Source organism: Flagellimonas marina (assembly GCF_042651185.1).
Taxonomy (GTDB): Bacteria; Bacteroidota; Bacteroidia; order Flavobacteriales; family Flavobacteriaceae; genus Flagellimonas; species Flagellimonas marina.
Genome location: NZ_JBHSCL010000003.1, coordinates 19,082 through 41,194 on the forward strand (window position 1 = coordinate 19,082; position 22,113 = coordinate 41,194).

The window sequence follows — 22,113 nt, forward strand, 5'->3', positions numbered from 1 at the left end:
TTAAAAATCAAACTCGTTTATCCTTACTCTTTTTATCAAAGGCAACCAAATTAAACAACTCACGCATCCGAGAACGCACACGATTACCATAACGTTCTTCCAGTTCCTCCGCATTGAGGTTGGTGGTGGCATGTGTTTTGCGTTTTTCGTTGATAAAGAGTTCGTGGCGGGAGAGCAGTATTTCCCCTATGACATTGCAGTCTTGTCCAAAATGGCGTCCTGTGGGTTCCACGCCGAGGTCATCAAAACAGAAGAATTGGGAATTGCCATAGTCCTCGATAATTTTATAGCCGATATGGTTAAAGCCAAAAACAATGTTCCTGCAAGGTATGACATCATAAGGTCGTTGATGGGGGACGATGTATTTCAATAGTTTCATAAGACTGGTCTTGCCACAACCTACAGGTCCAGAAAGAAGAAGGCCTTTTTGGGTGTCGATGCCCATTTGTGCACATCTGGCCTTATCCTGGATAAAGTAGAGACAGAGTTTATAGAGAATTTCCCTATCCTCTCGAAAGATCTTGAACTTTTTGCCAAATAGTAGCTTGCCTTTGGCATCAAGATAGATGAGGATTTTTTTAAAATCATAATGGATTTCCCTACCCTTGAGAGTGCCGAGCGGATAGTGTACAGCTCCCTCGGTGATGATATGTGGAGCGCTGTATCTCACAAGGGTTCATTGTAATTTTTTTGTTTCGTGGTCTTTAGGTTGTCCTGAAATGGGACACTGCGGATTTGTTTGCTTCTATTTTCCAAACCGTCAAGATCCAAATTTTTGAAATTTCGCGATTTGTTATAGTTTTTTTTGTTTTCCAAGGTTTGTATATGTTTGTTTATAGGTACCACTGCTTGTCCATTGCTTGTCCCGATATGGGTACACCTTGGGTCTACCACTTGTCCACCACTTGTCCCAAAATCGAACATCTTGATTCGGCTTCCCTTAAAAGGATTGTGGGATGGCGTGTATATGATATAGTGCCAATGGTGGAGTTCCTTGATGCATCTGTGGTAGGTGGATTTTGACCCGATTTTTGCATATTGCATGACCTCGTCCCGGTTGATAAAGAATTCCTGTTTAAAGTAGTTCGTGTTCCAAAATTGAAACAGGGCCACATAGAGGCTGATGTGGGTGGGATTTAGTCGACTGTCCTTGGAGAATTGTTCAAATACCCCATTGAGATGCTTGATATAATTGACCTCTTCCAAAACTAGATACGGTTATGGATCTTGTTCTGCTCCAATACTTCCATAATCTCATTGTACTCGTAATAGAGAACTCCACCTATCTTGGTGTAAGGCAATGTGCCATTGATGCGCAAATTTTGCAACGTGCCCGGAGAAATGCCCAAGAGTTCCCGGACCTCATTGGATTTGAGCCATTTTTTGTTGGTTTGTTTGTTTTGGTTTTCCAATAAATCCTTGATGTCCTCCAAAAGTTCGACTTTGAACTCCATCAGATCTTCTGTGGTAATAATGGTCGCTCCCATAATCTTGTGTTTTAAAGAAAAGACCACCGCATTACTCACATTTCATTTGATGGCCCTTCCGTTGATTTGACTTTCATGGGCAAAACTCAAAAAGCTTTTTGAAAAAAAATCCACAGTTGGTACCAAGGTGGGTACTTTTTTTTGCTAATACGATTTGCTGCCCTTTGAACTAAAATGGACCAGGAGGCTCACTAAAGAAGGTCCTAAAATCAAGGGATTTTTATCTGTGACCGCACAAAACCAAAATTCCCAAGTTGGTACCAACTTGGGAAAAATACAACTCACTCATCCAGTGACTCCATCCGCTGGTGAAGCATCTCAATGAGCTTGTCCAAGAAGCGGGTCTTGCTGCCCTTTCGTGAACGTATATCGATAAAGGTATGGTAGTAGTTCCCAAGATCCACATTGTAAAAGTGTTCAAAATGGGAGGCCAGTTCCTTGATATCCACTGTTCCACTGTTGATGGAACTGCTGGCGTGCAGTGCATAGAGCAGTTCGATAAGGTCCGTTTTGCTGCCGGTCCAGAATAGTTTAGAGGGTTTTTCCATAGGTGTGTTCTTTTGGGGTTCGAGGGAATTGTTCAGGTCATCAACCTCCTTTCTCAGGTACACGATGAGCATGTCATAGGCCATTATGGTGGCCACGGTCCCGTCCTGACAGGTCGAGAACTGGTCATCTATCAAAAAGTGGAAGGATTCAAGGGGCAGGCGAAGGTCACGGTTGCCCCTTACAAAATACCGTTCGTCCAAAGACATGGCTCCACGGCGGTAATAATTATAGAATTCCAGGTTATCGTTGAAAAAGGTCTGGAACTTATCGATCTGGTGCTGGAGATATTTGATCTGGGCAGGGTTCTTCCCACGCGGGCGTTTGCTCTCGATATTGAAGAGCTTGACATAATAGATCAGTTTGCTGAATATCTGGGGCTTGACGTGCTTGAAGAAATAGATCTCATCCGCTTGGGTTGCAAAGGTCTTGCCCGCAATCTGTTTTTGCAGCTTACGGATGCTCTTCTCCACCAACACTATTCCCTTTTCCGCCTTGAAGAGGACATCCCCGTTCCCACTTTCCAGGGCATCCAATTGCGCCTCAAATTCCGATAGCAGCTTTTGGTATTTCATGGCGGCCTCCTCTCAATGTTGGCCCTCCATGACCCCGAGCAGTTCCAAGATATAATTGTCATCGGTCTGGAGGTAGGCATATTTATCCTGCACCACCGCTCCCAGTTTTCTTTTTTCAAAGGAGGCTGTCATCCCAAAATCGATTTTGGGGAAACCCTTTTCAATGGCACGTTCAATGGTCCGGTACAACAACTGCCGATAGATGGCATACTCCTCCAATGCGGAATAGTCCATCCCTACAAATGCAGGTACATAGACCCGATCGGTATTGTTATAACAGAACATCACCCCCAATACCCTATCCGGTTCATCAAGTGATTCCAACAAAATGAATTCCCACAACGGGTCTTTGTTCATCCGATCGAACAGGGCATCGGGAAAGGAATAGGTGTTCAGGCCCAAATTTCTGGCCTGTACCTCCCCGAACAGTTTTTTGACCTGTTCCAACTGGGTAGGGACCAGTTTTTGAACCACCTGTTTTTTGACTCGCCCAAGAAAAGGCTGGATATCCTTTCTGAAATGCCTTCGGTTCCTGGAAGACAATCCATCCACATAGGTTTTGATGGATTCCACTGCCCTCAGTTCCACGCTGCAGGAACTGGGCATTTTCAATCTCAGGAACCCATGGCCGTAAAGGGTTTCGTGCAAAGGTGTCCCTTTGGGAAAATCCCGCATTACAATCATTTTGGCCTCCATGGAACGTTCCTGCCCCTCTATCCACTCCAGGAGCACGTGCTGTGCCCTCCCCGACCATTCATGGGAAGTGTCCCAATACATGTGGTCCCCTTCGGTGAACAAACATCCCATGGAAAGAACCTGGGAGGAAAGATGGTAGGGATCATTGTGACGTTCCAATTCTATGGCCTGTGAGACCTTGGCATCGGCCAACATGTCGTCTTTCCATAGGGACAAAGTGAAAAAGGTCATTAAAATTGGAACTCCGCTTTCGTCCCGGATCACCACGTAACGAAAACTCCAATTGTGTTCACGTTTGGCATTTCCCTGAAATACCCCTTCCAAGAACTTCAGACCGTTCCAATCATAGACCCCCTGCCCTCCCAAATAACGGTTCCACTCCTCCCGATCCATTTGCCCGATGGAGTCAAATACCTGAACTTTTGGTCCGTCCACAACTTTTTTAACGCTTTTGGCTTGGGGCTCCAGTTTAAAGGCATGGAACACTCGCTCGGCATTCGTTTGGGTCTCTTCCAGCGCTTTGGGAAAATGGTGTTCCATGGCCTCCACCAATGTCTCTATCTCCTCCAGCTGGTTATGCCGTGAAATGGTAATCCTAACCCCGGTGTTCTTTACGGGCACGGCAGGGAAGATACCCAGGTTGACAAAAAAGCCCTCCCGCATCAGACGGTTCACAAAATTGTACCCGGTCTTGGGCATTCCCGTGCCAATATAGAAGACCGGGGATTCATTTTGATCGATCAATGGAAGCTCGGTTGCGGAAAGACATGCATTGAAGTAATCGATGCGTTCCCGCAATTCCTTTTGAAGGTCATAGATCTCAGGGGACAGGTGGATCCGGGCCGAGGCCATCGCAGCGGCCACGGAGGCCGGTTCCAATTGGGCCGAAAAGGTCAGCGGCCCGCCAAAGGTCTTGATCTTGTCATATAGCCGCGGGTTCGAACAGGCCAATACGGCCCCACTGGCCCCAAAGGTCTTGCTCAGGGTACCGAACAGAAGCACGTTCTCGGCGAGTTCTCCCATCCGGTCCAATACATAGCCCGTACCGTTTTTGCCGACCCAACTCATACCGTGCACATCATCATAGTAAAAATGGAGCTGTGGGTATTTTTGGGCCAGTGACATCAAATCCTTGACTGGGGCATAGTCACCATACATGGAATAGATGCCATCGGCCATATACCAGATGTGACGTTTCGAATCACGGTACTTCTTGATCTTGTCCTCCAACATTTCCAAATGGTTATGCCGTATCATTTCAATGGGAACGCTCCGGGTCTTGAGCATCTTGGCGGCATTCTGCACGCTCCAATGCACCTGATGGTCCAAGATGATCACATCATCATCGTCCACGGCACTGGGGATGACCCCCATGTGTCCCAAAGTACTGTTCTTGGTGATGACAATGGGGTGCCCGTACATTTTTTGGACGGAATCCTCCAGTTCCCTGTAAAGGGGGTTGGAAATATACGATTTGGACAATGGGAACTGGGTGCCGTACCTATCGATGGCCTCCATGGCCGCCTTCTTCAACCTTGGATCTTGTTCCAGACCGAGATAGCCCGTGGTCCCAAAATGGTACAGTTCCCTTCCATCGATCTCGATGGTCCTACCCGAAAAGGAGTTGCCCCCTGCATAAAGATGGAGGACCCCTGCATTTTTGGCGTCCGTGAACACTTCATGTACGGTGTTCAAAAAATTGTGGTGTTTGATCTTTGCCATAGTGTTTGGTTTGAATTGTCGTAAAAAGTAATGGCAATTGTGCGATTATATAAAAAAGTAACATACATTACTCCGTTTCAGTCAAGCATTATTCCGTTTTAGACAAGTAAAACTCCTTTTCATACAAGCAATCATCATCTTATAAAAAAACCATTGACACTATTTTTGTAAATTGAAAATGCTAACCTGTTTTCAAAAGATGAAAAAAACACATGAGAACAACTATGCCATTTACCTATTGACCGATGATCTGTTACATATCGTTTACAAGAAGGTGCCTTATATCGACCTCAAGGCCGCCGAGATCATCGTCAGGGACCGGATGCAATTGCAACAGGGAAGGGAATTGCCCGTGCTCTGTGACATCCGTGAGGTACGAAACATCAACAAACCTGCGAGGGACTATCTTGCCCTGGAAGGTTCACAATGGATAAGTGCAATCGCATTTTTAATCGACCCCCCGATAACGGATGTCATCAGTTCCATCTATTTGGAGACCCATCCCAAAAGTGTCCCGACACGTTCCTTTACCAGTAAAACCGAGGCCCTTGCTTTCTTGGGACTGGAAGAGAATTACAACGATCAACCATAAATCGATGATCCATGCCGAACAGTGATGACTTTAGGGTAAAACGAATCCAGAAAATGCTCTTGGAAATGGCCAAGGGCAATTTCTTCTATAGCCTGGAGCCAAGCGATAAGAACGACAATATCGCCTCCCTTGTGGTCATGCTCAACATGGTCAACGAAGAGATCAGGGCCTCCTTTGTCCATCAGGGCTTTGCCAACGCACACCACACCCCGCAGTGCATCATTCAACTATCGCTTCTTATGGATGCCCACAGTACTGTTGAGATGGTCACCAATGGTTCTTGCTCGCTCCTGTCCTGTTTGCCCAAGGACGTTATTGGAAAGCCCATAACCGAACTGATGACCGAGACTTCCCGAAGGAAATGGGCCAAAAAGTTGCCCAAGCTCTTAAAAAGGGAACGTTCCGAAACGGTGCTCCACATGGAGTTGATAACACACCAAGGACTGGTACTTTCCAATGATTGCCACATCTCCGTCTTCAATTCCCTTGATGGGACCGGCCAAAAGATATTGCTGAACACCGTTTTCTTTTCCAAAGGCGAACCCTTTGAAACGGGGCTTCCCAAAAAGACCCTCAAAGTGACCAAAGGCATCAAGGAGCCCAAGGTCATCTTAAGTCCGAAGGACATCCAAATGATACGGGATGTCCATGATATGATCCTGAACAATCTTGAGAAGGACCTACCCCAATTGAAGGACCTGGCCCTGCAAATGGGCACCAACGAGTACAAACTGAAGTATGGTTTCAAACAATTGTACGGTACCACCATTTTCCGGTGCCTGGTCCAGGAACGCCTTAGAAAGACCAGGACCTTGATCCAGCACAGTGACCTTTCCCTGAAGCAGATTGCCCATATGACGGGGTTCAAGAGCCCAGCCCATTTCTCCCGGGCCTTTAAGGACAAGTATGGACTTTCCCCCAGTGAATTGCGCGAAACATCCCGATAGCTCCCATTTACTCCGTTTTGGTCAAGGAAAACTCCCTTTCAAATAAATCGGACCCACGAACTTTGTCATATCGATACAAAGGATATGATTGGTTCAAGGAAAATAGCGTTTTGGTTGCCCCCCATGGCCAGTGTCATGCTGGCCCTATTGTTCCTTTATGCGGCCACCAGTAAACTGCTGGACTTCCAACAGTTCAGGGTGCAATTGGGACAGTCCCCCATTCTAACGGCCTATGCGGACTGGGTCGCCTGGTCCATCCCACTTTTGGAATATGTTTTGGCCCTGCTCCTGTTATTTGACCTTTATCGTCTGTTGGCCCTCTATGGTGCATTTGGGCTGATGGTAATGTTCACCACCTATATCCTATTGGTGCTCCATTTCAGCGACTACGTCCCCTGTTCCTGTGGCGGTGTCCTCGAAGACCTGGGATGGACCGAACACGTTGTCTTCAACCTGTTCTTTATGGTCCTCGCCATCTTGGCCATAGTGCTGTTGGAAACGGGCAAAACCCAAAAAACGAACGTATGATGGGAAAAGGCGGGACTATGTTGAAACTTTTGGGTACCTCCAGTGTTGCAGTGGGACTGGTCACCATCCTATTCTTGACCTCCGAACTTCAGGTCCACAGGAACAATGCCTTTACCCGGAGATATCCACATCCCCCGATCGTCAAAGTATACGATCTGGACCTTGGGTACAGTTCCTATTATATAGCCGGGCTGGCCAAGAACACCCTATATCTGGGAAACACCACCGCACCCCTGCATATGGTCGGGGTCAATCTAAGCACGAGGGATACCCAACATATCCGATTGCGGCCGGAACGGACGGACCTGCCCTTTAGATCCGTGCGTGTGAAGATGGCCCCACCCCATTTTTTTATCATGGACGGCACTGTCTCCTGCATCTTCAGGGGCGTTATCGGAAAATGGAACGCCGATATCTGGATGGAGGACCGTATTTTTTTCACCCATGCCCTTCCCATCGATTCCAATCGGTTGTTCATTAAGACCATCAGCGGACGTACCAATGAGGCCGTTCTCGGGCTCATTAAAAAGCAAGATGATATCACATTGGAGCTAAATCCAGATCTTTTGGAAAAACAGATTGATGGACAGTTCGATGTTGATGGCATCATGGCCATTTCCGAGGATATGCGAACACTGGCCCATGTCTACTTCTATAGAAATGAATATATGGTATTCGACCAAAGTCTACAGCTATTGCAAGGTGGACAGACGATAGATACCATCAATAGGGCCCAAATCTCCGTGGCAACCACCAATGCCCACGGCCAGGTCAAAATGGACGCCCCGCCCCTTTTTGTCAACAACTTGGCAGCGCTATACAACAACCTGTTGTTGATAGCTTCCCCTAGATTGGGCAAATATGAAAAGCAGCGCGTCCTGGATGAGGCCACTATCATTGACGTGTACGATTGGAGAAAGGAAACCTATGAATTCAGTTTCCACATCTTCAACATCAGGGATAAAAAGGTACGGGAATTCAATCTTTATGGGGACCATCTGGTGGCTTTGATCGACCATACCCTATCGGTATACCAGTTGGATCATAATCGATTCCAGCAAGCCAAAAATGTAGACTTGTCAAAATCCGAAAATACCGAACCATGACCCAATGGACTTATACTGGCCAGTATGACAGGAAAAAGACCGAAAACCTGTAGAAAAGAGTAGGTCACATTTATTCATTTAAAAACATGTAATCATGAAAAATCACAAATTGAAATTTTTGATCCCCGTGTTGGCCATCATTTTCGCAGTGGCCAGTGCCTTTACCACATCTGCAAGAGCAGAAGTGGATGATTCCGCAAGCATGATCGGCTATATCAATTCGCCGAGTCCCTGTACAGCGGTAAGTGTGGATTGTACGCCTATCGAGAACAATAACCTTTGTACCTACCAAGGTCAATTTGTCTACGATAAGCTGACCCCGACCATATGCAACCAACCGTTGTACAGAAATCAGTAACCTGATCATTTGAACGGGAACCAGAGTTGGAAAGGGAGCCAGATGGCTCCCTTTTTTTCTTGATTATTTACCCTTGCTTCCGCTGCTATTTCTCCAAAATTACAATAATATCCACAATACAGCTTTCAATATGTGCCAAAGTGACCTCCTCACGGGATCCCATCGCACCGATCAACTGCTTTTTCAATGATTGTAGGGCATATCTGAACACGGCCTTTGTATGGTCACTATAGAGGTAATAGTCCCAATCCGTAAATATGGCATCGTATGCCTTCTTTTGGTTTATGGCCTTCCCCAACAATTGGATATAGGCATGCTGGAGTTCCTGTTTTCGTCTATCTATTGACATCCCCTCGGTCAAAAGTTCCTCGAACATCTTGGATTGCAGCTTTGTCACCAATTCCCGTGTCATGCCATTAAAAGCCTCCGAATCCTCCATTTTCAATAGGCGTTTCATCCGATCTGCCCTAAGGAGCTCGTTCAGCAAACGCAACTGATGGTCCATCAACCTGTCAGGCGTGGTGGCATAGTATATCCGGGAAATCGCCTTTGGTTCCACCAGCCAATCCGGGGGCGTCACCATATGGGACAATACAAAATCCATGGCCCTTTCCTGCCCATCCCTCGGTATAGGGGTATAAATGGACCCTCTCTGGTATCCGGCCCTATATTGGATGGCATATCCCCCTATCATGGAGATCACATGGGACATCTCGTATTGCCATAAGGTCAACAGTCTGTCATAACGGCGTTCCAACTGGGCATCGTCCCGCTGCTCGGCGTTCACTTTGGGCAAAAGTTCCAAAACACGTTCCATATTCCTCAGACCGAGTGCTGTGCTCCCAATGGGGTCATCATTGTCGAGGACATAGTTCATCGAACCTGGGCCCAAGATCTCATATTGGTTGGTATTGAACCGATACCAGGGCACGGTATCCTGTTCGCGTACAATCGCTTCCAGAAAGGGCAGTTCTTCCGCTGGTGCCCTGGCCCCCGGGATGGGCATATACCCCCATTTGATATGATAGGTATCGGCCGGTCCCCTTTTTTGCAAAAGGAGCGATGGGGGAATGCTGTCCTCCGGCTGTGCGACATAATTATGTCTGGTATAGCTCATGATACTGGGCGTATGGCCCATGTCCCGTAACCACTCCTCATCACGCATTTTCTCAAAGGGATAGGCATATTCCCCAAAATTGGAATCCCTTATACCAAAGGTATGGCCGGTTTCGTGCGCCACCGTGGATTGCATGAGTTCTCCTAAAAGGTCATCGGGGACGGGATATTGTAGGACGCGCTTATCCAAAGGGCCACAACGGACGAAGTAATTGTCCAACTGGTTTTGATGTGAACTATTCATAATTATATCGGATTTCAGGATTTCCCCTGTCCGGAAATCGGTGATGGAACGAACAGAAGAGCCACGTGCATCCTCATACCCTCTGGTCCCATAGCTTGGAGACCACCGTATCACCGAATGGTTGACACTGTTCGGCAATCGCTCAATACTGGCCGGAGCCTTTTTGACAACAATGGCATTCTTGAACCCAGCGGCCTCAAAGGCGGGAAGCCATTCCATCACCCCTTTCTTTATGTAGGGTACCCACTTATCCGGTATATTGGGATCAAGATAATACGTAATCGGCTCCACGGGGTCACTTAAGGCCCGGTCAGGATTTTTCTTTTCCAAACGCCATCGGACAATCGGTCCAACAGGTGTTCTTGGTGCAGATTCGTTGTTGTGGGAGCTGTTCTCAAAAAGGAATCCCATACGGTGATCGAACAATCTGGGCATCATGGGCTCAGGCAGTAGATATAAGCTGAAATCAACGTCCACCGTGCTGACCTTCCCATCATCTGAAACCGTAAGCTTGGTCCGGACAATGGTCTCATCGGGCAGATGCCCCACATCGACAATGAACGATCTGTCCAACAAAACATGCCCACTACCACCGAACTGCCAGTCCACTGGATCCTGCAGAAAAAGGGAGGTCACCTTTATGGTGTATGGGCCCGTAGTACCCTTTCCGGCCACTATGGGAAACCTACCTATGACCTTTGCACTGACTTTGGCATTCCCATCCACGGGAATGAAGGGCCCCGTCAAAGATTTCACTTTGGGGATCTCCAAAAGGATATGGTCCCTTTCCTTGGACCATCTGACCTGTTTGAATCCATCATGGTGCCTCACGAACATCATGGGTTCCCCTAGAATCCCTGCATGGATTTCAAAAAGGACGTCGTCCCCTTCCATGCTGGCGATTATCCCTTTGTTCACCTGCCCCCAAATGGGGCAGGCAGCTAACAAAAGAATAAATAAAAACAAAACCCCAAATACATGGGAGGCCTCCGCATATCGATTGTGGAAGCTCCCCATGGATCTATGCCCGTCATTTTCTTTAATATCCATCATTCTTTGGTTTTAGGTTGGGATTGAGTACCAATTCCGATTCAGGTATGGGCCATCTCAGGTCCGTATCCCCCCAATTTGGCTTTGTTCCAGAAAGTTCTGTATTGGCGGTTCCGGTCCGCTTCAGATCCAAAAAACGATGTCCGAGCTCGGTAAAAAGCTCGACACGCCGTTCATGGGCTATGGCATCCAAAAGTTCGGCCTCGCCCACAGCACCTATCGATGGAAGTGCGGCCCTTTCCCGGATAATGTCCAACTGGGCACGGGCGCCCTCAAGGTTTCCCAGACGGGTATGGGCCTCTGCCATGATTAGGTGCATCTCGGCCAAGCGGACCATGATGGAACATTCCTGTGTGGTCGATGTAAGGGTATTGGCCCTGTACTTAAAGGGAAAATACCAGGTATCAGACCCGTCGGTCACCAAGCCCACCCAATCCGTAAAACGGGCATCACCCGCCTCAAAACTGTTGACCAATGTATCCGATAGGGAAACCAAGGGCGGTGGACCACTGGTCAGCACATACAATTGGGCATCAAGGGTATTGAGTCCTTCCGTACCAGTATCCAGCTGCCAAAGTGTCTCCGCACTGGACTTTAGAAACACTCCACCGGTGTCGGCATTCATGACATAGCCGCCTTGGGCAACCACTTCCGTGGCCTCTTCCAATGCCTGCTGCCATTGCCCCATGTACAGATAGGTCCTTGAGAGCATGGCAGTGGCCACCCATTTGTTGGGTCGGGCCCTCCCCGCTCCCGCATATTCAATGGGCAAAAGGGATTTTGCCAACCGAAGGTCCCCAATGATTTTTTCATACACCTGCGCTTCTTCGAGCCTTGCTATCTCGCGGTTCTCCAGAAAATCCGTGGAATCGACATAGGGGACATCCCCAAATATGTTGACCAGGTAGAAATGGATGAATGCCCTCAGAAAGTGGGCCTCACCGAGGTACCTGTCCCTATCCATATCGGAAATCGGAGTGGATTCCAGTCCCTCGATGATGCTGTTGGCCGCATAGATAAGGTTATAGCATCCCCGCCAGAAGCTGGTCACTGTCCCATTGGTCGAAATCAGGGAATTGGTATGGAACTGCTGTAGGTCGGAAGCGGTATTCCCATAATAGATCAGTTCATCACCGTAGATCCCCAACAAGAACCCTAGCCCGGAGCTATTGCCCACGGTGAGCACATTGTCCCGCAACTGGGTATAGATATCGATCAATGTGGCCTCTACCGTTGCCGGGTCACTGAATACCACTTCTCCCGATAATTGGTTTACCGGAGGATCAACTTCCACGAAATCCTCACAGGACAACAAGGGTGATAAAAGTGCCCACAGTAGTACCACTGTGAAATGTTTTGTTCTGTCGGCCTTTTTAAAAAGGCAGTTGTTCATGACTCTATTTTCCATAAGCTTATTTTAAAATGTGAGTTTTGCCCCCACGGTTACATATTTTATGGGAGGTATTGCATTGCTGGACCTTGTCTCAGGATCCAATCCATCATAATCCGTCCATGTCCAAAGATTCTGTGCGCGCAGGTACAACAGGCACCCGAACGGTGCCGAACTTTGCTCCAGAAGGGGGTAGGACAGGGAAATATTTTTCAACCTCAAAAAGGAGGCATCCACGATTGCGGCATCACTTTGGGAATAATTGAGAAATGCGGTCAGCGCCATGGGTTCCAGACCCGATGAAAACCGTTGTACCGTGGTACGGTCGCCAGAAGTCCGCCAGCGTTCCAATACCTGTCCAGGTTGGTTTGACATGGCCCCCGGAACGGCCCTTGAGGACAAAAAACTGAAACCTTTTTGTTTGGTGAACTGGAAAAGGACATCCAGATCTAACTTCCCAAAGGAAAAACTGTTCTCCAATCCTCCAAAATACTCGGGATTCAAATCAATAATGGTCTGCCTGTCATCGGGCGAGGTAATGGCACCATCCCCATTGACATCCACAAAACCATGAAGTCCGGTCTGCGTATCCACTCCAGTTGACCGGAACACCTTTTGTATGTTCAGCGGCTCCCCGATCACCAGTTGATTGGCATAGGTGGAACCTTCCAGGTCGGGAAACGCAATGAGCTGGTTCTTGGGCAGACTGAGGTTCAACGATGTCGACCAACGAAACTTTTCGGTAACAATGTTCTGTGTATTCAATTGTAATTCCCACCCACTGTTCTCCACGGTGGCCGCAAGGTTTCCGTTGATATTTGAAAAACCGGTGGTGCCGGGCAATGGGATGCCCACCAATTGGTTCGATGACCTGTTCCGATATCGGTTTGCCGAAAGAAAGATACGGTCCTTGAAGAGGCCCATTTCCAATCCGAACTCCAGTTTTTGGTTCTCCTCCCAACTGAAGATCGGGTTGAACAGGCGTGTCGGCCTGAGCCCCACAACATTTTGGTATTGGGCAAAACCAAAACTATAGGTGTCCAGATATTGGTAGTCCCCGATCTGGTCGTTCCCTGAGGTCCCATAGCTTCCCCGCAGCTTTCCGAAACTGATAAAGGTCAAGGCCTTGGCCACAAATGTCTCATTGGAAAAGATCCAAGCTGCACCAACGGCCCCAAAATTCGCAAAGCGCCTGTCCGTGCCAAAACGTGAAGATCCGTCACGCCTTCCGGTAAGGTTCAGGATGTAGGTCTCCCCCAAGTTCAGGTTCACCCTTCCATAGGCCGCATTGTACCGGTACTGCGTTTGGTCATCCCCTATCACCAATAGGTTGGATGCAGCTGAAATGCTCTCGATGAGCCCATTGCTGCTGAACCCAAAGGCCAATTGGGAGAGTCGTTCACTCTTTTGTTCCTGGAAGGTCATTCCAACCAGTGTCCGTATTTCAAAGGGACCCTTTTCAAATGCCCAGTTCAATTGGGGCTCTATGACCCACGAGTTCCGTTTGCCCGAATTGTGGAAAGCCACGGATGATTCAGGGCCGAGCCCAAAGGCTGGATCGTAAACGGTGGCAGGTATCGTCCTGAGCTCATCCAGGTTCGTTTCCGTATAGCCCAAACTGGCACTAAGTTCCAAACCTTCCATTAGGCTATACCCCACATAGGCACTGGATATCAAGCTTGAACTCTTTGCCTCGTACTTTTCAGCGAACAACCGGAAGGGGTTGTTCCAAGTGGAGCCCTCCCAATTCAGGCTTCCATCCTCATTGAAGGGTTCCGGTGCGTTGGGAGCGAGCAGGAATGATTCCAGCACCGGGTTGTTCCCGGGCAAAAGGTTGTCGTCAAAGGTATAATTGGCCGAGAACCTAATCTTGAACCTGTCATCAGGTGTACGGTGGGACATATTTCCCAGAACGGATACCTTGTCATTGGCAAAATCCCCGGGAAATACGGTGGTCTGCCTATTGAAGTTGCCGCTCAACAGATATCGCGTCAGCGCATTGCCCCCTGAAAACGATGACCTGACATTGGTGATGTATGCCGTTCTTCCAAAAAGGGCATCCTGCCAATCCGTTTCCCTATCGGTGTCCCAGGTCCCGTTGATGTCATAGGCATTGAACGGGAGCGGGTCTATGCCATCATTGTCGTAGGCCTCCAATCGCATTTCAAGATATTCCCGTGTTCCCAAAAGGTCGACCGTGTTGGCCACCTTTCCCATACTGGTATTAATGTCTATTTCAAGACCATCTGTACCCACGGTACCCTTCTTGGTGGTGATCAATACCACGCCATTGGCACCCCGGGACCCATAGATGGCCGTGGCATCGGCATCCTTGAGTATCTCGATGCTCTCGATATCATTGGGATTGATATTGTTCAAGGGACTGATGCCACTGCCCGGTAAGATGATACCCGAAGCCTGGGATTCCCCCAAGGTGGACGATGCATAGGGCACTCCGTCCACGACATACAGCGGCTCGTTCCCAGAGGTACGGATACTGTTCCGTCCCCGTATCTTGATTTCAAACCCTGCCCCGGGCACCCCGGAGGACTGCACGACCTCCACCCCGGCCACCCGGCCCTGCAATGCAGCAAGGGGATTGGACATGGGCTGTTTTTCAATATCCACGGCAGCGACCTTTTCAATGTTTCCGGTACGTTCCTTCTCCAAAACGGTATAATATCCTGCATTGAGCACCACTTCCCCAAGGACCGTAACGTCCTCCTCCATTTGGACCATCAACTTGTCCCTATTAGCAACAGAAACCGAAAGGGTCTTAAAACCCACCATGGAAAAGACCAACACATCGGTCGGGAAGACATGTATTGCAAAAGACCCATCAATATCGGAAATGGTGCCCATATCCTTGGATTCCACCTGGATAGTTACCCCGCTAAGTGGCAGACCATCGGCATCCGTAACGTTTCCCGTGACCACCGTTTGCAATGGCCTATGAAAAGTGTTCGCGAACAAGGTCCCTTTGAGCAAGGGCACCATCATTAAATAGAAAAGTAAGAGGAGGGATTTCCTCCACATAAAAAAAGATAATTTCTTCATAATTCTGAGTTGTTTGATTAAGCGTTAGTTTTAATTGGATTACCCGAACACATGCTCCTGCCCAGGTTTTTTATGCACACCACTTAAGAAATCACAATAAAATCGTAACTTCCCTAAGGGCATCTAGGTTCGGACATAGGCCATCCTATCCAAGCAGCGAGAGTGCTCGGAATCGGGATTCCCAATTCATTTTAAATATGAATCTGTGTTAGGGCCGGATACCCAAAAAGTGTATGCGTCGGTTATGGGACAAAAGGATGGAACAGACCGGTAAAAATGCAGCGTGTATCCCATAACTACAATCAAAAGTCAATTAAATAGGATTCTTGGGCTTTTTCTTAAATAGGATATCGAACACCGAATGTGATGTCCCAAAAACAGGACAAGCACACGGTGTGAACCCTAAAGAATAAAATTGCCAAGTGTTTCCCATAACTAATAGTCAGACGACGCATCGAAAAAGAAATAAGAAAACCAAACGCTAAGAAAAAGTTGGGCGTGGAACTCAACTTACCGCTCTTGGGGTACTGGTATACCTTGCTACGATAAGAGAGCCCACGCCCGGGTCGTGAGCAAACTTACTTATCATCTCGTAGCAAAAATTACCAGTTTTCAAGAGCGAGACTCTAAGCAATTGCTTCTAATATTCTAATTCAGAAGAATCGCAAAAATAAATATTCTAATGCCAATATATAAAAATTATCACTCACTCCAAAGTATGTGATAATAATTAATGCTATTCATTCCTTAGTGGTTAACTCGCAAGTATGCAATTAGAGCTGATTATACCTGAATTTGACTTTTGGATAAAGGAGAATATCCGAATTGCCAGAATCAAATCAAATATGGATCAAGTTCAGTTATCGCATCGATTAGGGGTGTCGGAAGGCTATATTGGAAATATTGAAAATCTTAAAAATCGAGCCAAGCCCAATACTAGAATGATTTCCCGTATTGCCCATGCTTTAAATTTGAAAACATATCAAGACTTATTTCCTAAACAAGTATTAAAGAACGATATAGTAATTATAAAGCTGGAGCTCTTAAAAATCAACACAAGAAAACAAATCGTGAATGATAACGGGGAAGTCCCAGAAAGATTTAAGCTAATATCTACAGAGCCGCTTAACCAAGATGAAATTAATCGCTGGCATATATTAAAAAAGCCACATTTAATCGATTCCAAATTAAGAAAAAGAATCTTTAAATAACCTATACTCTAAAGAATATCTGTCACCGCCTATTGTAAGGTGTTATTTTCTGTTAAAATTCTAATTAATCCATGGCACCCAATCTTATCTTAAATGATGTGCCTATCAATGCCTTGAGTAAAATGCTTAGTCACTCTAAACTCTCAACAACTGAAATTTACATTAAAGGCCTACCAACAAATGTGATGGATGAATATCAAGAGAGGTTGGAGATTTAGATTGGATTTTTTAGCTTCAGCCAGAATAAAGATTAAATCAAGCATCAATATTTATAGTTCGTCCTTCAAGCAATCTATTCTTCTTTGAAATTGATTGAAACACATACTGGGAGAAACTATCGGGATATTTTTTTAGACCTGTAGTCAAAATAATTTGAAAATCATCCATGGTATTGTCTTCTCCTCCTAGCTCGGTAATAAGCTCCAGTGCTTTAATTAACTTATCATCATCAATACCGATATTTTCGGGGGTATCCATTAATAGGAATCTGGGATATTTAATATCATTTGTAAGTGATAAGTGAAGAAGTGTAAAAAAGTACATCATTCTTTTAGGAACTTCTGAACTCGCTTCTGTATATGAACCCGAATTAAGAATTGGAAGATAGTTATCCAAAGAAATCCTTGCTGATTTGCAATCGTCTAATGCAATCTTCATTAGGTCAAAATACTTAATATTAAATTGCCTAATAATCTCATCCATGCTTGAACTAGCTTCTAATTCCTTAAGTTTCATATCCCTTTTCTTTTCATCCAGAAAGGCCATCGCTTTACTCTTTTTTTGCTCGAGTTCCTCTCGTTTTTTTTCAGTTCTAATCTGCTGGTTTAGTGAATTAATTTTCCTTTCGACATCAAAAATCTTATCATTGACATCTTGCATTTCTTGACTTTTTTCAAACCTTCTACCTTTTACTAAGTCATTTATTTGGGATTTTAACTTTTCAAGCTGATTAACATTTATTCCTATTCTATCGTTCAACTCATTCAATTCAGTATAATATGAATCAATTGCGTTTTTGACAGTTTCTATGTTCTTCTGCCTAGACCCTAATATCTTTATATACTCTTCTTTCGTGTAGAAAAACTTTTGAAATTGCTCATCCGTGATTTCATTGCCGCATATGCACTTATTTTTCTGCTTATCCACCTTACTTAAACAATAAGGACAAGTATCTGGCGAGAATAAATTTAATTTTTCATTAGTAGAAATTATTTTTTTTAGCTGAGTTACCTCTAAGATCAAGTTCTCATGAACATTTTTGACTCTATTTAAATCGTAAACCAAATTTCTTTTTTTGGTTTTTAATGATAGTACATATTCCTCTATTTCTGAAAACCGGTTTCTTTTCTCGGAAATAGTATCGGTTTTAGATTTTAAAACACCTACATTTCCCTTAATACTATTTCTGTATATCTGAAGCTTCTCCAATTGTAAGGATAACTCCTCAACTTCTTGGGCAAGATTATATGAGTTTTTACCTTCAAACTTGAATGCATCATTTACATTCAAACTTTCGAAATTTTCAACTAATGCTTTGATTGTAAAAGCATCATTTTGTGCCATTCTATAATCAGCAATTGCCTGGTAATAATCCGTAAAAGCATTACCAGTAAGAATTTCAAAGATTGCTTTTCTAATTATAAGTGAATCTGTAATAAAGTTTTCGCTATCCGGCCTTTTATAAATTTTATCAGTCGCGGTATTCTGGTCGTAATAGAATAACCGCATAAGGTCATATAGATTGAGCTTATAATATTCTGAACCTTGATAAATATCTACTACCCTAATTCCAAGCTTACCTAATACCCAATCGGAAAATGTAAATTTTTTATTTTCACTTCTATTAATTGGCAGAGTAAGCACTTCATTCTCTCCAACAATCAACACATCAAACTGGTAAAAATACCTTGTTATAACAAACGCTTCTCCATTTATTTCAACTGATAATTCTGCATAATTGGACTTGTCATCAATTATTTGCCTATGTTCACGCTCACTACCTTTTCTGAAAAAATTTACATTGCCTCCCAAACAATAGTAAATTAAACTTGAGAATGTTGTTTTGCCTGAACCGTTCTCTCCTTCAAGAATATTTAAACCTGAAGTTAATTCGGGAGACTCATAGATATAATTTGAGCCATAATATTTAACTTGTTTAATTAATAATCTGCTCATCTATGACACCATGTTTATAATATAGTTGAGAAAGAAGATTAGAAATATCCAGTATTGAAATCCTTGGCACCAATGATTTTAACCTTTTTAGGTTGTCTCTTTCTATTTTAAATGTGCCACCTCTGAAAAAACCGCTATCTACAGCCTGTTTAACTAAGGTGACATTTAAAACTTCTAGTTTTTTTTCTTCAACTTGTATCAACTCTTCATTATTCAAAGTATAGATCAATTGGTTAATTGTTTTCATCCTTAATACTGAATTTGTAAATGACTGGTTTAATACATCTTTATCATATTCATTTAAAGAGGCATTATAATTCCTAATTTGCTTCTCCAATACATCCAATAACTTCGAATCAGAAACAAAATCAATAAGAAATGAAAGTTTGCGGTGATCTTTTAGAAAAGACCTCCCAGAAATACAGCCAAGGCCATTCAGAATAATGAAAATATTATAGGCAAGAAAATTATAATCTTCGCCCATTATAAACATCATTCTTTTTTTTACGCCTAAGTCCTTACTCATTTTTTTCAAAAGATAAATAACAACTATCCACAAATTCTAAAAAAAGCTCCATTATAATACTTTCTCTATTAAATCCATAATCGTAATCCTCTTTTAATTGATTAAACTCCTTCACACAACCTTTACGAATTGTGTCTATCAGAAAAATTAATTTATCCTCACTTAGTTCACCAGATTCTAACTGACTTATCTCATCAAACAATTTGCCATCGCAGTATTCAAAAACACGATATTTTAAAGCTAAATACTTGGGGGAGTTTTTTAACTTTTTCTCTTCTGCTTTTGCTATTGAAGCTTTTCTTTCATATCGTTTTATTCTCTCAGGATTAAAATTTGGACAAACATTTAGAATTTTTTCGGATAAATTTCTTGTATCTGTAGGCTTTTCAATTGTCTCCCATAGTTTATGAACTTCATCAACTTCTAATATTTTTTTTTGACTATTGGATAACTCAAGAAATACGTTTCTAACATCGGATTCAAAAACTAACCGAAATAACCTATCAGGATTAGTGGATTTCTTTTCAACTAAATCAAGTAAGCTTGATTTAATAACCTCTTCTTGGCCTTGGTTTTCATATGCACTAAACAACTCGTAACCTTTTATTTTAGTTATCACCCTACTTTCCAATTCCTTTACTTCAGGGTGCCCAAAAACCCAGTTTATCTGACTTAGGAAACTCAACCAAACTTTTTCACTTAGTTGGTCGAGAATTTCAATATTCTTTCGATTTTTTTCTCCGTAACTATCAGTATAGAAACTTAATACCATTCTTTTCACTAGCTCAGAAACTTCTTCTGATAATGAGGTTCCTCTATTTGAAAGCAATTCAAGTATTGGTTTTGATGGAAAATTCAGATTTAATTTTTCAGATCTAGTACTTTTTCTTTCTTTGGCTATCTTGTTTGTACTTAAAAAGCAAAATAAAATATTTGGGTTTAATTCATGATAGCACCAGATGTCGAAAAAACTACAAATTGACTTTAATATTTCTTCACTATTTAAAGAAAATGTAGATTCTGGATCATAATTTTTGTTTTGCTCAAATAGCTCTTGGTTAGCATTTTTTGCATAAACATCCTCAAAAATCTCTAAGGCCACAGCAATCTGCCCATCCTTATGACGGTCCATATAATCGAGAATGATTTCGGCAGCTCTTAGTTTTTGCAACCTAATTGCTTCGATAAGATCAGTGGCCTCTCTATTTTGCATTTTTCAATATAACCGCTTCTTTCCTTAGTATTAAATTTCCCTTTAACATAGAGAATTTTCCTTTAAAAACAGGAGAATGTACACAATAAATTTAACTGGTTAGGCTCTTTTGACTAATTACTCGAAAAATCTCAACCATAGCCCAAGTATCTAACTTACAATATTCTAGAAGTTTTTGACGCACTTCGTTAATATCCTCATCAAAGTCATGATCCAGAACCATTCTACCCCATAGGTCTAGAGCCATTGTTCCGTTTTGAACTTCCAAATCATCATAGCCTAATTTGGGTAGAAGAACAGGCAAAACCTTTTTAATAGATGTTGATCCATGGAAACGATAATCAACATATTCTGTTTTGAATATATCCTCCAAATCAAACATATTAGAATTCATATACTCCAAATACTCAGTATGATGAGTAAACCATTCAATCATGTCACTATTTCTGCCCATTTCAAAGCTTTTGTGCCACGAAATAAAAGTTCCTTCCTTTCCTGTATATTCCAACATTGACTTTACCATCTGGTCGGGCCATACAAGCTTTTCTGCAAGAAATTCGAAATGCTCTATAGAGCCATCATTTTGCATCGTATGAATCGAAACCTGAAACGGAATATGTTGATGCGGTTTTACCCCATCAATTCTGGGAACAGCACTGGCATATGTTTCGTAGTCAATGAAATGTAATGGAAACTCTAAAGAGGATAGGACTTTGTTAATCTTGGCACTTGCAATTATGGGACTGTCTTTACGTGCCGATTGTAGTTGTAATGCCTGTTTGGCATTTAAACTGAAATTGTTGGGTATATCCTTTATTTCAATAATACCAACATGATAAAGCTCCTCAATCTTATTGGCACGAATATTTCCTATTTCATAAATGCTAAACTCAGGAATATCGCTATTGAAATAACCGAAACTATCACAGTGATTTGCTCTGGTATTCAATCTACAAGAACACTTTGTCTCATCAATAGTGGCTTGATTAATAAATTTTACAGCTTTCTCAACTTCCGAAGCCACTTCGTAATAAACTTCCTTTATACGATCCGTAACATCCTCCACGGTCAATAATTGATCTGGATCAATTGTCCCGTTTCGGATGTAATCTTTGTTCAAGTGAATAATTGAAACCTTCGAGACCTTAAACCCATTTTGTTCCAAAACATATTTCTGAAAACAGGCGTCTTTTAAATGATTGTGCTTTTTATCGGTCTTTACACTCGTTGAAGATTTAACCTCATATATATGCCATGAGTTATCATGAAGATGCTCCAATACATCAATACGTGCAAAAACCCCACTATAAGTTTTAAATGCGGCTTGAAAAAAGCATACACCTTTTTTTTCCAAAGCATCCTCACTATCCTCAGGGATGCCAAATTCAGGTAGTTTTATTCCATCAGGGAATAGTTTTTGTGCAAACTCTTCGACCTCATATCCTTCATGGATGAGTTTTTGTAGGAAAAGAGAAAACTCACCACTGGGATATTGATCAGGCTTATTTTTAAGCAACCAGAGCGATTCTGGACAATTTAAGTATTGTATATAATCTGTCTTGGTTAGTTGCATC

At 43.7% G+C, this 22,113-nt stretch carries 18 protein-coding genes; 6 read left to right on the forward strand and 12 right to left on the reverse strand.

Annotated elements, in window-relative coordinates:
* Positions 1–7: 7 nt before the first annotated feature.
* From ACFOWS_RS02385 to ACFOWS_RS02405, 5 genes are all read right to left on the reverse strand, one after another.
* Positions 8–670: an ATPase gene (locus ACFOWS_RS02385; protein ID WP_379762350.1), complete on the reverse strand. Its 663-nt coding sequence runs from the start codon at positions 668–670 to the stop codon at positions 8–10.
* Entirely contained in the window at positions 667–1,206 is a 540-nt protein-coding gene (locus ACFOWS_RS02390) for a hypothetical protein (protein WP_379762351.1), read from the reverse strand. Before ACFOWS_RS02390 ends, ACFOWS_RS02385 begins: the two co-directional genes overlap by 4 nt.
* A 2-nt stretch (positions 1,207–1,208) precedes the next feature.
* Complete coding sequence (locus tag ACFOWS_RS02395) at positions 1,209–1,487, reverse strand: helix-turn-helix domain-containing protein (RefSeq protein WP_379762352.1); 279 nt, start codon at positions 1,485–1,487, stop codon at positions 1,209–1,211.
* A 281-nt stretch (positions 1,488–1,768) separates the two neighbouring features.
* The gene (locus ACFOWS_RS02400) at positions 1,769–2,608 is read right to left on the reverse strand and encodes an RteC domain-containing protein (protein ID WP_379762353.1); all 840 of its coding nucleotides are present in this window, start codon (positions 2,606–2,608) and stop codon (positions 1,769–1,771) included.
* A 12-nt stretch (positions 2,609–2,620) separates the two neighbouring features.
* Positions 2,621–5,026, reverse strand: a complete 2,406-nt coding sequence (locus ACFOWS_RS02405; RefSeq protein ID WP_379762354.1) for an aminotransferase class I/II-fold pyridoxal phosphate-dependent enzyme — start codon at positions 5,024–5,026, stop codon at positions 2,621–2,623.
* Positions 5,027–5,225: 199 nt separating this feature from the next.
* Between ACFOWS_RS02405 and ACFOWS_RS02410 the strand changes: the two genes are divergently transcribed.
* The 5 genes from ACFOWS_RS02410 to ACFOWS_RS02430 all read left to right on the forward strand — a co-directional run bounded on the left by ACFOWS_RS02410 (position 5,226) and on the right by ACFOWS_RS02430 (position 8,557).
* Complete coding sequence (locus ACFOWS_RS02410) at positions 5,226–5,618, forward strand: DUF7793 family protein (protein ID WP_379762355.1); 393 nt, start codon at positions 5,226–5,228, stop codon at positions 5,616–5,618.
* A gap of 11 nt (positions 5,619–5,629) precedes the next feature.
* Entirely contained in the window at positions 5,630–6,565 is a 936-nt protein-coding gene (locus ACFOWS_RS02415) for a helix-turn-helix domain-containing protein (protein ID WP_379762356.1), read from the forward strand.
* An 84-nt stretch (positions 6,566–6,649) separates the two neighbouring features.
* On the forward strand, positions 6,650–7,093 hold the full coding sequence (locus ACFOWS_RS02420; protein ID WP_379762357.1) for a MauE/DoxX family redox-associated membrane protein: 444 nt from the start codon (positions 6,650–6,652) through the stop codon (positions 7,091–7,093).
* The gene (locus ACFOWS_RS02425; protein WP_379762358.1) at positions 7,090–8,199 is read left to right on the forward strand and encodes a hypothetical protein; all 1,110 of its coding nucleotides are present in this window, start codon (positions 7,090–7,092) and stop codon (positions 8,197–8,199) included. Before ACFOWS_RS02420 ends, ACFOWS_RS02425 begins: the two co-directional genes overlap by 4 nt.
* A gap of 94 nt (positions 8,200–8,293) precedes the next feature.
* Entirely contained in the window at positions 8,294–8,557 is a 264-nt protein-coding gene (locus ACFOWS_RS02430; protein ID WP_379762359.1) for a DUF6520 family protein, read from the forward strand.
* 85 nt (positions 8,558–8,642) lie between these two features.
* Here the strand turns inward: ACFOWS_RS02430 and ACFOWS_RS02435 are convergent, their stop codons facing one another.
* From ACFOWS_RS02435 to ACFOWS_RS02445, 3 genes are read right to left on the reverse strand one after another with little or no spacing between them, the layout of a single operon-like run.
* Positions 8,643–10,970 carry a zinc-dependent metalloprotease gene (locus ACFOWS_RS02435; RefSeq protein ID WP_379762360.1) on the reverse strand — a complete coding sequence of 776 codons (2,328 nt, stop codon included), beginning with the start codon at positions 10,968–10,970 and terminating at the stop codon, positions 8,643–8,645.
* Positions 10,957–12,375, reverse strand: a complete 1,419-nt coding sequence (locus ACFOWS_RS02440) for a RagB/SusD family nutrient uptake outer membrane protein (protein ID WP_379762361.1) — start codon at positions 12,373–12,375, stop codon at positions 10,957–10,959. The genes ACFOWS_RS02435 and ACFOWS_RS02440 overlap by 14 nt, the downstream gene beginning before the upstream one ends.
* A 9-nt stretch (positions 12,376–12,384) precedes the next feature.
* Entirely contained in the window at positions 12,385–15,414 is a 3,030-nt protein-coding gene (locus tag ACFOWS_RS02445) for a SusC/RagA family TonB-linked outer membrane protein (RefSeq protein WP_379762362.1), read from the reverse strand.
* Between the two features lie 767 nt (positions 15,415–16,181).
* Here ACFOWS_RS02445 and ACFOWS_RS02450 point away from each other — a divergent pair.
* Positions 16,182–16,625: a helix-turn-helix domain-containing protein gene (locus ACFOWS_RS02450; RefSeq protein ID WP_379762363.1), complete on the forward strand. Its 444-nt coding sequence runs from the start codon at positions 16,182–16,184 to the stop codon at positions 16,623–16,625.
* Positions 16,626–16,880: 255 nt separating this feature from the next.
* Here the strand turns inward: ACFOWS_RS02450 and ACFOWS_RS02455 are convergent, their stop codons facing one another.
* The 4 genes from ACFOWS_RS02455 to ACFOWS_RS02470 all read right to left on the reverse strand — a co-directional run bounded on the left by ACFOWS_RS02455 (position 16,881) and on the right by ACFOWS_RS02470 (position 22,112).
* A complete protein-coding gene (locus ACFOWS_RS02455; RefSeq protein WP_379762364.1) occupies positions 16,881–18,800 on the reverse strand; it encodes an AAA family ATPase in 1,920 nt (639 codons plus the stop codon).
* The gene (locus tag ACFOWS_RS02460; RefSeq protein ID WP_379762365.1) at positions 18,781–19,326 is read right to left on the reverse strand and encodes a hypothetical protein; all 546 of its coding nucleotides are present in this window, start codon (positions 19,324–19,326) and stop codon (positions 18,781–18,783) included. Before ACFOWS_RS02460 ends, ACFOWS_RS02455 begins: the two co-directional genes overlap by 20 nt.
* On the reverse strand, positions 19,319–20,539 hold the full coding sequence (locus ACFOWS_RS02465; protein ID WP_379762366.1) for a hypothetical protein: 1,221 nt from the start codon (positions 20,537–20,539) through the stop codon (positions 19,319–19,321). Before ACFOWS_RS02465 ends, ACFOWS_RS02460 begins: the two co-directional genes overlap by 8 nt.
* 91 nt (positions 20,540–20,630) lie before the next feature.
* A complete protein-coding gene (locus ACFOWS_RS02470) occupies positions 20,631–22,112 on the reverse strand; it encodes a DUF2779 domain-containing protein (RefSeq protein WP_379762598.1) in 1,482 nt (493 codons plus the stop codon).
* Position 22,113: the final 1 nt, after the last annotated feature.

What these genes read in the sequence shown, in the direction of transcription:
- ACFOWS_RS02395 (WP_379762352.1), bottom strand. Translation starts at nt 1,487, where the DNA reads ATGGGAGCGACCATTATTACCACAGAAGATCTGATGGAGTTCAAAGTC.
- ACFOWS_RS02400 (WP_379762353.1), bottom strand. Translation starts at nt 2,608, where the DNA reads ATGAAATACCAAAAGCTGCTATCGGAATTTGAGGCGCAATTGGATGCC.
- ACFOWS_RS02405 (WP_379762354.1), bottom strand. Translation starts at nt 5,026, where the DNA reads ATGGCAAAGATCAAACACCACAATTTTTTGAACACCGTACATGAAGTG.
- ACFOWS_RS02410 (WP_379762355.1), top strand. Translation starts at nt 5,226, where the DNA reads ATGAAAAAAACACATGAGAACAACTATGCCATTTACCTATTGACCGAT.
- ACFOWS_RS02415 (WP_379762356.1), top strand. Translation starts at nt 5,630, where the DNA reads ATGCCGAACAGTGATGACTTTAGGGTAAAACGAATCCAGAAAATGCTC.
- ACFOWS_RS02420 (WP_379762357.1), top strand. Translation starts at nt 6,650, where the DNA reads ATGATTGGTTCAAGGAAAATAGCGTTTTGGTTGCCCCCCATGGCCAGT.
- ACFOWS_RS02425 (WP_379762358.1), top strand. Translation starts at nt 7,090, where the DNA reads ATGATGGGAAAAGGCGGGACTATGTTGAAACTTTTGGGTACCTCCAGT.
- ACFOWS_RS02430 (WP_379762359.1), top strand. Translation starts at nt 8,294, where the DNA reads ATGAAAAATCACAAATTGAAATTTTTGATCCCCGTGTTGGCCATCATT.
- ACFOWS_RS02435 (WP_379762360.1), bottom strand. Translation starts at nt 10,970, where the DNA reads ATGATGGATATTAAAGAAAATGACGGGCATAGATCCATGGGGAGCTTC.
- ACFOWS_RS02440 (WP_379762361.1), bottom strand. Translation starts at nt 12,375, where the DNA reads ATGGAAAATAGAGTCATGAACAACTGCCTTTTTAAAAAGGCCGACAGA.
- ACFOWS_RS02445 (WP_379762362.1), bottom strand. Translation starts at nt 15,414, where the DNA reads ATGAAGAAATTATCTTTTTTTATGTGGAGGAAATCCCTCCTCTTACTT.
- ACFOWS_RS02450 (WP_379762363.1), top strand. Translation starts at nt 16,182, where the DNA reads ATGCAATTAGAGCTGATTATACCTGAATTTGACTTTTGGATAAAGGAG.
- ACFOWS_RS02455 (WP_379762364.1), bottom strand. Translation starts at nt 18,800, where the DNA reads ATGAGCAGATTATTAATTAAACAAGTTAAATATTATGGCTCAAATTAT.
- ACFOWS_RS02460 (WP_379762365.1), bottom strand. Translation starts at nt 19,326, where the DNA reads ATGAGTAAGGACTTAGGCGTAAAAAAAAGAATGATGTTTATAATGGGC.
- ACFOWS_RS02465 (WP_379762366.1), bottom strand. Translation starts at nt 20,539, where the DNA reads ATGCAAAATAGAGAGGCCACTGATCTTATCGAAGCAATTAGGTTGCAA.
- ACFOWS_RS02470 (WP_379762598.1), bottom strand. Translation starts at nt 22,112, where the DNA reads ATGCAACTAACCAAGACAGATTATATACAATACTTAAATTGTCCAGAA.